General features: G+C 40.3%; 11 protein-coding genes. 5 read left to right on the top strand and 6 right to left on the bottom strand.

Annotation, left to right across the window (positions count from 1 at the left end):
- Positions 1 to 2 precede the first annotated feature (2 nt).
- The 6 genes from J7649_RS08800 to ispH all read right to left on the bottom strand — a co-directional run bounded on the left by J7649_RS08800 (position 3) and on the right by ispH (position 7,896).
- Positions 3 to 3,920, bottom strand: a complete 3,918-nt coding sequence (locus J7649_RS08800) for a pilus assembly protein (protein WP_219307455.1) — start codon at positions 3,918 to 3,920, stop codon at positions 3 to 5.
- 14 nt (positions 3,921 to 3,934) lie between these two features.
- Positions 3,935 to 4,687 (bottom strand): pilus assembly PilX family protein, encoded by a 753-nt coding sequence (locus J7649_RS08805; RefSeq protein WP_219307457.1) that lies wholly within the window; start codon positions 4,685 to 4,687, stop codon positions 3,935 to 3,937.
- 9 nt (positions 4,688 to 4,696) lie between these two features.
- Positions 4,697 to 5,701 (bottom strand): PilW family protein, encoded by a 1,005-nt coding sequence (locus J7649_RS08810; protein WP_219307459.1) that lies wholly within the window; start codon positions 5,699 to 5,701, stop codon positions 4,697 to 4,699.
- Entirely contained in the window at positions 5,701 to 6,222 is a 522-nt protein-coding gene (gene pilV, locus J7649_RS08815; protein WP_219310085.1) for a type IV pilus modification protein PilV, read from the bottom strand. Before pilV ends, J7649_RS08810 begins: the two co-directional genes overlap by 1 nt.
- Positions 6,222 to 6,782, bottom strand: coding sequence for a pilus assembly FimT family protein (locus J7649_RS08820; protein WP_219307461.1), 561 nt, complete (start codon positions 6,780 to 6,782; stop codon positions 6,222 to 6,224). The genes pilV and J7649_RS08820 overlap by 1 nt, the downstream gene beginning before the upstream one ends.
- A gap of 163 nt (positions 6,783 to 6,945) precedes the next feature.
- Positions 6,946 to 7,896 carry a 4-hydroxy-3-methylbut-2-enyl diphosphate reductase gene (gene ispH, locus J7649_RS08825; RefSeq protein WP_219307463.1) on the bottom strand — a complete coding sequence of 317 codons (951 nt, stop codon included), beginning with the start codon at positions 7,894 to 7,896 and terminating at the stop codon, positions 6,946 to 6,948.
- A gap of 134 nt (positions 7,897 to 8,030) precedes the next feature.
- Between ispH and gmk the strand changes: the two genes are divergently transcribed.
- The 5 genes from gmk to J7649_RS08850 all read left to right on the top strand — a co-directional run bounded on the left by gmk (position 8,031) and on the right by J7649_RS08850 (position 12,204).
- Positions 8,031 to 8,654: a guanylate kinase gene (gmk, locus tag J7649_RS08830; RefSeq protein ID WP_064094584.1), complete on the top strand. Its 624-nt coding sequence runs from the start codon at positions 8,031 to 8,033 to the stop codon at positions 8,652 to 8,654.
- 76 nt (positions 8,655 to 8,730) lie between these two features.
- A complete protein-coding gene (gene rpoZ, locus J7649_RS08835) occupies positions 8,731 to 9,012 on the top strand; it encodes a DNA-directed RNA polymerase subunit omega (RefSeq protein WP_004281186.1) in 282 nt (93 codons plus the stop codon).
- 213 nt (positions 9,013 to 9,225) lie between these two features.
- The gene (locus J7649_RS08840; protein ID WP_191111828.1) at positions 9,226 to 11,331 is read left to right on the top strand and encodes a RelA/SpoT family protein; all 2,106 of its coding nucleotides are present in this window, start codon (positions 9,226 to 9,228) and stop codon (positions 11,329 to 11,331) included.
- Between the two features lie 75 nt (positions 11,332 to 11,406).
- Entirely contained in the window at positions 11,407 to 11,790 is a 384-nt protein-coding gene (locus J7649_RS08845) for a RidA family protein (protein WP_004644973.1), read from the top strand.
- 219 nt (positions 11,791 to 12,009) lie between these two features.
- The gene (locus tag J7649_RS08850; RefSeq protein WP_004644972.1) at positions 12,010 to 12,204 is read left to right on the top strand and encodes a bacterioferritin-associated ferredoxin; all 195 of its coding nucleotides are present in this window, start codon (positions 12,010 to 12,012) and stop codon (positions 12,202 to 12,204) included.
- Positions 12,205 to 12,422 lie beyond the last annotated feature (218 nt).

Genomic DNA, 12,422 nt, shown 5'->3' on the forward strand with positions numbered 1-12,422 from the left:
GCTTAATCCGCTTTTGCATAACGTTCAAACCAACGATTAGGGATAAATCTTATAGAACCTCCAGCAGTAATAAACTTATTATCATTATTACAATCATCACCAATACAACCAACACCGATATCAGCTGGATCTGGAACTACTATAGATTTTTTACCTGAATCCCCATAAGGTCCCACATTTAAATTTACAATTCCCGCTCCTAAATTGTAAACATAATTAGCATTTTGTGGGCATACACCCGTTGGTAAACAAAGTCGTTGTGTAAAGCTGTGCCCTTTTACCCCAGCCCCACAAGTTGAGGATGTACCTTTATTCGAAGCATCATATTGAGTAACATATAGACTTCCCTCCATAGCAATGAGTGGAGTCAATCCTTTAATAATGCTCGCACCAGCATCCTCTCTATCTTCAAGCGTAGCACTAAATTTCTTCTTAAATGGGTAGTACCACCCCCCCCATCCTGTAGATGAATTTGCATTTGCACCTAATATAAGATCTTCGGTACTATCACTACGCACTACATTTTCATTATCAATAAATTTCAATTGGCTAAGCGACGCATTCTCACTATCTTCTGTTGCTAATGTACGAGCACCAATATGCGATTGTGGGGAAAAACTACCATCCGGATGAATATCATAGTCATAAACAGCATAAACAGCATCATACTGCAGCCCTAAAGAATCTTTTTTTCCTGTAGTGGCAGGAGAATCATCTGTCGCTAATAAAGGCGAACTTTTATTTCCAGAAACAAAACTAACAACAACAATATTCGCACCTTCTTTTTTACCAGCACTATGGTGTGCTGTAAAAACAGGTGACATATAAAATCTAGGGCTGGTACCGTTAGTTTGGTGTAAATCTAAAATTTGAGTAACTTGAGATGAAAAATTCGTAGCATCTCCATCATTTTGAAAATCTACTCGGAATGCTTGACCAGCCAAATCACCAAAGTAAATATGATCAACGATACCATCATTATTTCGATCAATCGTTTTGATGTCACTAGCTACACTGTATTTTAAATTTGTATTCTTTGAATGTTGCACCCCTTCGTCTGCAGATTCATCTGAAGAGTCCGCATACCAAAGTAGGTCGCCATTGTCAGCATCAAACATATAAACGCCAGAGCCTTTTTTGTTATCTTGTTCATAATTATAGTGCTCATAACCCGCATAACCGGTACGAATGTCATCAGCATATAAACCATCACCATGATCACCACCCGCATCGTAACCACCACCAACAAACATCACGAGTTTACGTTGCCCTTTCCAGTTCACATAATCCAGTTTAGGTTTAGACCAGCTTTGCGCCATATTTTCAATGGCCTTAAAAGCTTTTCCACTTGCATTAGCTTTCGAATACACTTTCCCTGTCGTTGGATCAATATGGAATTTCAGTTTTGGACTAGCTAAATCTGTTAAGTCAAGAGAATAATAACTACGCCCCCCCATGCGTAAACCGCCATAGACCCATTGTTTTCCATTCAGATTTTCAACATCATCTTTAGAGCCACCAATAACATTACGTACAGCTCGATTTACCGTTAGAGTACCATCGGATTTAGTCACATAAACTGTATGAGCTGTCCACTCTCCATCAATTCCGTAATACAAAGCATCCTTACCACCAGTAAGATTACCCGCATTCGCTCTAAAAGTTTCAGCTTGCTTTTCAATCATCTCTTTTGGAACAAAGCTAAACTCTTCAATACCAGTTACAGCATCTACAACGCTCAATAAGCCTTGAGTTGTACCAAACATGACATAATCTTTTCGGTCAACAGAGCTAATTTCTACCTTTTGGGTTATAGCATTTCGTGTTGCGACAGCCTTGCCCTCTTGGGTCAATAAAACTGGCAATGAATGATAAACACTACCCATTTGTCGAATACTGGCTATTGCACTTGTAAGATCCAGACCCTCAGTTGCAGTTTCTGTACTAATATTATAGCCAAGTAATGTCATCAAACCTCTAACTCGTGCTGCATTATCAGTTTTGGTTTTAGTATCCGTTGTGTAGGTATAATCGATGCGATTTAAATCAAAACTTTGCCCAATTCGTTCATCTTCGGCTTTAGAACCATCATAATCATAATTCGTTAACAATTTCCGTCCTGCAGTCGTTATAGAATCACCATTATTATCTGTCGTTGTCTTAATGCCTAAAGCCAACTGGCTTAGTGCACCGCCTTTCGAAAACACAGGTGCATTTTTAGGATAGGTAATACCTGATTTTGCCCACTGATCTGGTAAATCCTGTAATTTACTTTTTAAGACAACAGTTTGACTCGCACTACCATCTTCATCAGCATAAACTCCCCCTTTCACCACAAAATATTTTTTTAAGTTACCAAACCATAATTGAATACTATCACTTGACTTAACTTTTGGTTCAAACTGTGGGAAATAAGCATATTTTTGAATAATTTCAGGGTTTAATGCATCCATAGGTACTGTAGATGATCCAGTGCTGATACTTGGAATTTCTCCACCTGATTTATCTACAAAATCAGCTATGCTGGTTGCAACATCTTTTGCATTTGAACCTGAGTACCAGCCACCTTTCCCACGTATGCCCCATTTTGCAGCTTGTTTGATATCATCACTAATATTCGTCAAAGCATCAACACCCGCTTCAGTTTGGACAGATGAAGGGATTGTATTAAAGTCACTTCCAAAACCAACCACAGCTGTTTTAAAACTTATATTTGCGGGGTTCTTAGTAGAGTCAAGAAGAGCTGATGCTAGATTTAAAGTACAATTCCAACCAGCCTCACTATCAGTACATTCAAAACCTGCACTTTTATCTCCCAATGCTTTACGTATTAGACCCGAAGTACCATTACCATAGTTTGGTCTACCATCTGTCAGTACATATACCCCTTGTCCACTACATTTTTTCTGATCATCGGTATAGCTAATTTGTCTGGAGATTGTAGTGGGTGCTGCATAAGCTGTTTTACCAGTATTTTTTGTAAGGTCACTAGAATAGCCAAAACCACTATAAGCATTATTTGCAGTATAAACATTACCAGGATACCCACCAACAGTCTTGCTAGCGCCTCGAGTAAATCCACTAGGTACTGACCCATAATATACCTGCCCCCAAGTTAAACAAGTACCTGTTCCAGACATACTCAAACATTCTGAATAAATATTTCGCCTATCATAAACCCCTCCAAAATACCACTCACCACCAGTTATTTGTGTTGTTTTACCCATCAAATATGCAACTACTTCAGCATAAGAACGAGTTGTTGGTGTATTGGTTTGACCACGAAGTTTTTTAACTTCCTCTATTAGAATTTCACGTTGTGTTTTTGAAGTACCTGATACAGTTTCGTTCAATGCTCGAGCTGGAACCTTAACTGCCCCAGCCTCGTGGTAAGTCGTTGTATATGCACCTAAAGTAGAGAGTCCAATGACCAGATCATCATCTAATTTTTTTACTCCTTTAGCCGTATCACCCTCTAAAACCGCTAACATCCCTTGTCTTAACCTTGAAATACGGTCATAACATTTATATTCACTCCCAGACTTGTTACAATCTTTAATTATCTGGTTTGTGATTTCGTTACCTGAAGCAACACAATATTCACCATCTGTAGTATTTCCTTCAAAAGTAGCATTTCCCCTACGGTCTTTAGTACAGATATTTCCATAGTCCTGTTCAATAGAACGTGTATCCATTGAACCAGAGATATCAAGCAAAAACATAATTGTTGTTGCTCCTTGCGAACTATTCCCAGGAACATAAATTTCTAAATCAGCTGCAAAAGCAGGGATACTGACACAAACTAAAGATGTAATTGCAGCAGCAATTGTACCAACCTTAAATTGATTTAGCCCTTTTTTAAATTGCACTTTTTGCTCGAGTGCATCTAGGTCAGATTTTTTCATTTCATACTTTTTCATGATTTATTCTCCCATTACGATGCACGAACAGGCTTCATGGTATATTCCATTTCCTGCGTACTATATGGAACATTTTTAGAAGATAAACAGTCTGTTACTGTCTCATTATCAATTACATCATCCACAAAACTTGTGAAGCTTTTCAGGCATGTATTAATTTCTGTCTTTGAACTCTCGCTCAGATTTGGAAGAATTGATGTTGCTGTAATTACAACTTTCTGGATACCGGTACTTTTCGAGCTTTCCTTGTCATCGCCTTCCATCATGTGCTCCCAATCTCGACTATTTTCAGCTGCGCGTACTGTCACTTGAGTTAAAACTGCATTTCGACCACTTATAAAATCAGTCAAGCGATCCAACTTACAAAATCCATTTGTACCCATATCACTATTCTTAATTAAAGAGCCTTCCCAATAAACAACACTGGCTAACCGGCTGCCTTCAAAATTATCCGCGGTTTCCCCTCGTATACAAAAGACTAGTTCTTTCCCTTTGTTTTCAGGTCTTAACGTGTAATTCAACATCCCGTCACCAATTCGCATATTGGCTAAAGACAAATCATCATCAGTTTTATTTTCTATGGTCACAAACACTGCATCACTAGTCTGCTTAAGCAATGCTTGTGCTTGTGCATTCGTAGAGATTTTCAAGGAAGTAATGCTTCCCCGTATAGCCCAAGTTCCAATTAATGTAATTAATACAAGCATGATTAAAACAACGATTAATACTGAACCTTGTTGTGACCATTTGAGATTATTAGCTTTCATATCTTATCCTCACTCAATCCCAAAACCATTTCTAAGAGCGATGGTTTGAGTAACGACTGTCCTAAAATACAAAGCGTTTCGATCATCTTCGGACAATTTAGAATTTACATTTAAAACATTAAATTTATCTTCGTTATCAAAGAATTTATTATTATTCACACTGTCCGTAGAACGGACCAACAATCCAATTTGCACCGAGACAATTTGTGGTTTTTCACCTGTAAGGGCTCGATACTCTTCAATATTCATATAGCTAAAGCAGTCAAGTTTAGAGTCTGCCTCAATTCCAGATATCACCTCTTTATCTTCAGCATCCTTAATGGTGGTCGTAATGGCAGAACAACTATCATTTGCACCATCATAAGCAACACCTAAACGCACACTAAAGTGATCAACTCGTGGAATAATTATTTCTCCATTACCAGCTAAACCACTTAAAGACGTATTTGTTTTTGCTGACTCTTCAGTGTAACGTGTAGCTTTGCAAGCAAATGCAAGTGGTTCGTTTGGATCATTGCGGTTTGTATCTTTTCTTAAAAAATAACGTTCTACAACGTAATCACTTACGGTAAGTCCTGTGCCTTCGCAGTCAAATTGATTTGGGGTATTCACTTTATATTGAATCACCAATTGATCACTGTTTTGATCTTTTAGATTTGATTCACCTATTGCGCCGCGGGTCAAAAAGTCTTCATTTATTTCAAAATCCAGACTCCCATCTGCACCTATATTATTTGAAATATTATTTGCACTTAGAACAACCCCACCATATAAAACTTTGTCATTTATATAAGGTTGAGATGAATTTAAATTTGCCAGTCGAATCGAATCCACAACTGACCCCAAACCAAAAATTGAAGAATTTTGTAAATTCATCATAGCTTGCTGCACAGCCACACTACGCTGACTAGTTAAAAACAATTGAACAGCTATCGCACTCACCAGTAAACCTAAAACAAGTGCAATCATTAACTCAATTAGCGTAAAACCACCTTGTTTAGTAGAAGTTCTCATTAAAATGCCTCCATCACTAAACATTTGGAATCAACCACATATGTGCCCGTACTTGAATCAATACAATTACTTAAATCATCACTAGTAATCTTAGTTTTTCCCCAAGCAATATAAATACAATTCAAACTACTTTTCACACAGTCAGCAACAATAATTGATTGACCACTCTGAGATGTCTTTTCTAATATTTCCTTTGCATCGAATTGCGCCATAGCAGTTGAGTTGCACTTTGGAATCGCCAGCATTTTAGGGGTAGAAATATCATTAGCACCCAAACATGTGTCATTAGTAGCTTTATTATTAATTGCTGATTTATATTCAGACAAAGCTGTACGATTTATTCGTATTCGCTCAGCTAAGTCCCGTGCAACATTCATCGCAACAGTGTTTTCTGTTGCTTCCTGAGCTGCGTCCATTGCTCTAAATTGAAGAGCCGCAAATCCTAAAACACCAATGGCAAGTATCAATAAGGCTACTAAGACCTCCATTAAACCTACGCCCTTTTGTGCGGACTTATTCATCATGAGCAAGTTCCTGTAGTTATTGCATCAACTGTTCCAACTTTTGATACATGGATTGTTCGACTTTCACCAATTTTCTTATTACATAAAGTAAATTCTAATGGTACAGCTTGAGGAATTTTCCGTGGATTCTCGTCTGGCTTTGTATCACAAAGCGTTGGTGAGATTGGTGGTGTAGGATTACAAACTGGATTATCAACCAACTTTTCCCTTTGCTTTGCAGTACCTAGCCCTGAAAATATGACATCTATAGGATCACTTGTAAGTTGTATTGCTTCATTTGGTGAAACCCAATAAAGTTCTGTAGAAGTATTTTGGGGGCAGTTTGGTTTACCTGCTCCATCACTAGGACACTCCAACTTAAGAGTAATAGGTTTTCTTAATACAATTGCTTGCCCTCGAGTCTCACCAAATAGCAAAGCAAATTCTTTCGTTGTCAAATCCAATTGTTTACGAGCAACTAAATTCCCAAACGAAGGAGCAGCCATCGTCGCAATAATCGCCACCACAGCAATCGTCACCATTAACTCAATTAAGGTAAACCCCTGAATTTTACGCATATTCCCCCCTCCCCTAGGCCTTAGACTGACCCATGTAAACTATTACTTATTAAAATTACAAAAACTACACACAACAGATAAAAGGTATAAAAAAACAGATAATTGCCAAAAAGCAATTATCTGTCAATTCATAAAAAATTCAGAATGTTAAATGCTTAACACTTTAGGCTTGAGTTACCGGAATACGTAACTCTTTAGGTAAACTAAAGGTAATATTTTCTTCTCGGCCATCCAACTCTTTGGGCGCTTGTGCACCCCAATCCTGTAAACGCTGAATGACCTGCTTAATTAAAATTTCCGGTGCAGAGGCTCCTGCAGTTACCCCAATCTGGGCATTTTCTGCAAACCACTCCTGTTTGAGTTGATCAGCATTATCCACCAGATAAGCAGCTTTCCCCATACGTTCAGCCAGTTCACGCAAACGGTTTGAATTAGAGGAATTGGGTGAACCCACAACAAGTACCACATCACAACGTTCTGCCAAGTCACGCACTGCATCCTGACGGTTCTGCGTAGCATAACAAATATCGTCTTTACGTGGACCTTGAATTAGCGGGAATTTTTGACGCAAGGCATCAATCACTTTCGCCGTATCGTCAATCGATAAGGTCGTTTGCGTGACAAAGGCAACTTTTTCAGGATTTCGCACAGTTAAAGCAGCAACGTCTTCTTCATCTTCAACCAGATAAATCTCACCACCATTTTTCTTGTCATATTGCCCCATGGTGCCTTCAACTTCTGGATGGCCTTCATGACCAATCAGAATGGCCTCTACACCTTCACGGGCATATTTAGTCACTTCGATATGCACCTTGGTCACCAACGGACAGGTCGCATCGAAGACTTTTAAACCACGACGCTCAGCTTCAAGCTGTACCGCTTTCGAAACCCCATGTGCGCTAAAAATCACAATATTGTTGTCAGGGACTTCATCGAGTTCATCAACAAAAATTGCACCGCGCTGGCGTAAGTCATCTACGACAAATTTGTTGTGCACCACTTCATGACGCACATAAATCGGTGGGTTAAAGCATTCTAGGGCACGGTTCACGATCGCAATGGCACGATCTACACCAGCACAAAAACCACGCGGATTGGCTAAAACAATTTCCATAGAATCCTCAATACTCACACCATTTTTAGCGGTTCAATTGAAATAAATGTAAAACAATCGACGTACAACTATTTAGTTTAAAGTCGCTCTACTCTAAAATAGAGAAGATATTTTATCATATCAGGAAAAATATCATGTCGGGTCTCTTGTTTGTCGTTTCTGCTGCGTCTGGAACAGGCAAAACATCCCTCGTTAAAGCATTACTTGAACGTGTCAACAATCTTCATGTTTCTGTTTCTCATACGACACGCGGTCAACGACCTGGCGAACTCGATGGTGTGCATTACCACTTCTCTACCAAAGAAGATTTTCTCAATCTGGTCAATGAAGGTGGCTTTATTGAATATGCTGAAGTCTTTGGTAACTATTATGGTACTGCGCAAGCGACTGTAAAAGAACAACTGGCTAAAGGTCATGATGTCCTGCTCGAGATTGACTGGCAGGGTGCACAGCAGGTCCGTCGCTTATTTCCTGAATCAAAACAAATCTTTATTCTGCCACCAAGCCAGTTTGACCTGCGTGAACGCCTGTCTAACCGCGGCACCGACACGGTGGATGTGATCGAACATCGTCTCAGCTGCGCGGTAGAAGATATGCAACAATATAGCAACTTTGACTATATTATTATCAATGACGACTTTAATAAAGCACTGCATGACCTGGAAGCGGTGATTATCGCCAATCGTTTGGTCTTGTCTCAGCAAGCCAACCGTCATGAAAAACTAATTCAGAAACTGATAACGCCGACTGAGCAGTGATTAAAACTTGAGTCTATAGACAAAGCCTTTTATACTGTGCAGTCTGTTAAAATTTATTATTCAAACGAGAATTCTTATGGCACGCGTCACCGTTGAAGATTGTTTAGACCATGTAGACAACCGCTTTGAGCTTGTACTAGTGGCAAGCAAGCGCGCGCGTCAATTGGCACGTCAAGGTATTGAACCAACTGTAGAATGGGACAATGATAAACCGACTGTTGTTGCTTTACGTGAAATCGCTTCAGGTCATGTATCAAAAGACATTTTGAAACAACGTGATCAAGACTATCAAACATCAAGTCTGGATCTTGCACTTTCTGCAAATAATCTAAACTTAGACGGTTTTTCTTTCCAATAAGAGATCGTCACTCAAAAAGCCTAGTTCTAAACTAGGCTTTTTTTGTTATGTGACTTTTATATTTATGCCAGAACGGTTATAACATAAGGGGTAGCTATCAAGTTTGTATGGGTTTTTTGCTCTATAGCGCCAATAACCATCAAGCCACGAAATTTACATTTCTAGAATGCTTTCATGTTTTATTTGTAAGAATTTCAGTTTTAAAGGTGTTTTATGCCAGGCCCACAGGTCAGTCAAGCCAAGCAGCAGTTAGAGATCATTATCGATGCGTATTTAAGTGAAAGCGATGTCGAACGTGTGCTTGCGGCCTGTGATTATGCAGATATGGCGCATGATGGGATTGTGCGCAAAAGTGGTGAACCTTATATTCTGCATCCGATTGCAGTCAGCTGTATTCTGGCGCATATGCGTTTGGACACTGAAACCTTAATGGCCGCCCTGCTGCACGATGTGATTGAAGATACCGAATTTAACAAAGATGATATTAGCAAGATTTTTGGTTTTACCGTCGCTGAACTGGTCGATGGTGTCACCAAACTCAGTCATTCCAGTGATAAAGAATATAATAAAGCGGCTTCTTTCCGGAAAATCCTGCAAGCGACGCTACAAGATCCACGTGTCATTATCGTAAAACTGGCCGACCGTTATCACAACATGACCACTTTGGACGCACTGCGCCCTGACAAACGGGCACGTATTGCCCGCGAAACCTTTGAAATTTTTGTTCCGATGGCGCGTATTGTCGGCATGAATGAAATGGCCGATAACCTGGAACATCTTTGTTATCAGAATCTAGATCTGGATATGTATAACAATGTGCAGGCCGCCCTGCTGGAAACCAAGCCAAAACGCTGTGAATATCAGGCCAAATGGGAAAAGAACCTGACTGAACTGCTGCAACAGAATGCCATTCAGGGCCGGATTAAGAAGAAGAATAATAATATTGAGCTACTGCGCCACTTCGTTAAAAATGATATCGATCTACAAGAATTAACTCATAGCCATGCTTTTGAAATTATTTTACAGAGCATCGCGGACTGTGACCGACTGGCAGAAATCCTGACACAAAGTTTTAAAATCCAGAGTTATGAAGATCATATCCGCCGCCCATTACCGGGAGGCAACCAGTCCTTGATGATGCGCCTGAAAGGCGAAAAGACCACTTTGTCTTTGACTATTCAAACCGAACTCATGCGTAAAGCGGCACGTTTTGGCGTTGTACTCGGTGAAAGTGCGCCGCAAGCCTGCCGCTCTGCGATTCAGGCCTCGATGCAAAATCTGAATGTTCTGGTCGATGGTGAATGTGCCAAAACCACTTTCAGTGAACTACTGGATTATCTGCACCAAGAAAAAATCTGGGTCTATACTCCGCACGGCCATTTACATGAATTGCCGCAAGGTGCCACGGCGGTCGACTTTGCTTATGCCGCGAGTTTATTCCTGGGCAACCATGCGGTGGGTGCAAAAATTAATAATGAGACCAAACCACTGTCGACTCCTCTAGTCAGTGGTCAGGTGGTCGAAATTATTACCGATGTCCTTGCGACTCCGAACCCAGATTGGCTCAGTTTTATTAATACCCAGAAAGCTCGTCGTGCTATTCAGAATATTCTGCGTGATCAGGACCCAGACGAACAGCGTCTGGTCGGACAACAGGCTCTCAATCGTGCACTAAAACTGTTTCATCGTTCGATTCGCGATCTGACTGAAGCAGACTGGAAAAACCTCTTGGAATGGCGCCATGTTTCCAGCAAAGAACAGCTCTTTGAACAGATTGCAGTCGGTGATTTATTACCACAACTGGTGGCCAATCATTTATTTGCCCAAGATCAGCATCAGAATATTGCCAGTTCAGATCGTCTGATTCAGGGAACGGAAGGTGTCGATGTCAAATATGCACATTGCTGCAATCCTGTGCTGGGTGATCCGATTCAGGGTCATTTGACCCGTCGTGGTCTGATTGTGCATCGTGCGCGCTGTCATAACCTATTGCACGAACAGCATCAGCATCCAGAAAATATCATGTTATTGCAGTGGACCTCTGATGATCTAGAAGATATCAGCTTTACTGCCTATCTCAGCATTGACTTGGACATGAATGACGAGCAGATTTCCGACCTGATTTACCAATGCCGTAAAGCGCATTCCGGGGTGGAAATGGTGCGTACTCAGGATGACAAAACCTATGTCAATATCGTGGTGCATAACCGTAAACAGATTGCACAGATTATCCGGGATTTACGCATGTATTTCGGTTTCCCACGAATTATCCGTCTGGCTCAGCCCGTCGTTTTCAGTGAAGCCTCTAAAGCGAGTTGATCATTTAAAACGATAGTGCTTTTATCGGCCGAATTGATCGAATATGATGTATGTCGATGATAAAAGGAGAAATTAATGTCCCGCCAAGTAATCCATACTGAAAATGCCCCTGCTGCGATTGGTACTTATTCGCAAGCCATTTTAGTGGGTGATACCTTATATCTATCAGGTCAAATTGGCCTGGATCCTTATAGTATGGAACTGGTTGAAGGCATTGAAGCGCAAATTCGCCGGGTGTTTGATAACTTAAAAGCAGTCTGTGAAGCCGCTGGTGGTTCTTTGGCAGATATCGCCAAACTGAATATTTTCCTGACCGATTTATCGCACTTTCAACTGGTCAATCAAATTATGGGTGAGTATTTTGCCCAACCCTATCCAGCACGTGCTGCTTTAGGTGTCGCAAGCCTGCCTAAAGATGCTTTGGTTGAAATGGATGGTATTGTCATCATTAATCAATAAGTTATAAAAATCACTCAATATCTACCCACAATATCTCATTCTAAATCACGAATCACTTTTGTGTGGAAATCCGAGCAGCACTTGGATTTCCGCTCAGATGGTCACTTTTTATCTAAATCATCAATCGTGATAAAAGCTATTTCAAATGATTTTTATTGACAAACGATAACAATTATCAATAATATTACTTATCTTATTTAATCACTGTGGTTGTGTCCTATGTACGTTTGTCTATGCCGTGGCATTACAGATCAAGACATTAAAGATGCTATTGCAAATGGCGCTGAAAGTTATCGTGATGTCCGCGATATGTTGGACTTGGGAACTTGCTGTGGCCGCTGTGCACCAGAAGCCCGTATGATCATCAGTGATGAAGTTTCACAAATTGCAGCACGGCTGGCAGTTGCAGCATAAATTAAAAATATTTCTCCTTATAAGCATAATGAAAAACAATGATCTTCGATCATTACTCCTCCCCCGCCTTTGACTCTGGCGGGTTTTTATTGCCACTCATCTGAGTCTGGATCGATTCGATGTCGATTTTCATTTGCTGTTCCATAAATTACTCGCCATTTGCCCCTGACTTGCTTTACTATCAGGATTAGAGCGCTTTCTTAGAAAGATAAAACAGG

The organism is Acinetobacter lwoffii, from assembly GCF_019343495.1.
In the GTDB taxonomy this organism is placed as follows: domain Bacteria; phylum Pseudomonadota; class Gammaproteobacteria; order Pseudomonadales; family Moraxellaceae; genus Acinetobacter; species Acinetobacter lwoffii_P.

Coding starts and splice junctions, on each gene's coding strand:
- J7649_RS08805 (WP_219307457.1), bottom strand. CDS start 4,687: ATGAAAGCTAATAATCTCAAATGGTCACAACAAGGTTCAGTATTAATC.
- J7649_RS08850 (WP_004644972.1), top strand. CDS start 12,010: ATGTACGTTTGTCTATGCCGTGGCATTACAGATCAAGACATTAAAGAT.
- ispH (WP_219307463.1), bottom strand. CDS start 7,896: ATGGAAATTGTTTTAGCCAATCCGCGTGGTTTTTGTGCTGGTGTAGAT.
- J7649_RS08810 (WP_219307459.1), bottom strand. CDS start 5,701: ATGAGAACTTCTACTAAACAAGGTGGTTTTACGCTAATTGAGTTAATG.
- pilV (WP_219310085.1), bottom strand. CDS start 6,222: ATGAATAAGTCCGCACAAAAGGGCGTAGGTTTAATGGAGGTCTTAGTA.
- gmk (WP_064094584.1), top strand. CDS start 8,031: ATGTCGGGTCTCTTGTTTGTCGTTTCTGCTGCGTCTGGAACAGGCAAA.
- J7649_RS08820 (WP_219307461.1), bottom strand. CDS start 6,782: ATGCGTAAAATTCAGGGGTTTACCTTAATTGAGTTAATGGTGACGATT.
- J7649_RS08845 (WP_004644973.1), top strand. CDS start 11,407: ATGTCCCGCCAAGTAATCCATACTGAAAATGCCCCTGCTGCGATTGGT.
- J7649_RS08840 (WP_191111828.1), top strand. CDS start 9,226: ATGCCAGGCCCACAGGTCAGTCAAGCCAAGCAGCAGTTAGAGATCATT.
- rpoZ (WP_004281186.1), top strand. CDS start 8,731: ATGGCACGCGTCACCGTTGAAGATTGTTTAGACCATGTAGACAACCGC.
- J7649_RS08800 (WP_219307455.1), bottom strand. CDS start 3,920: ATGAAAAAGTATGAAATGAAAAAATCTGACCTAGATGCACTCGAGCAA.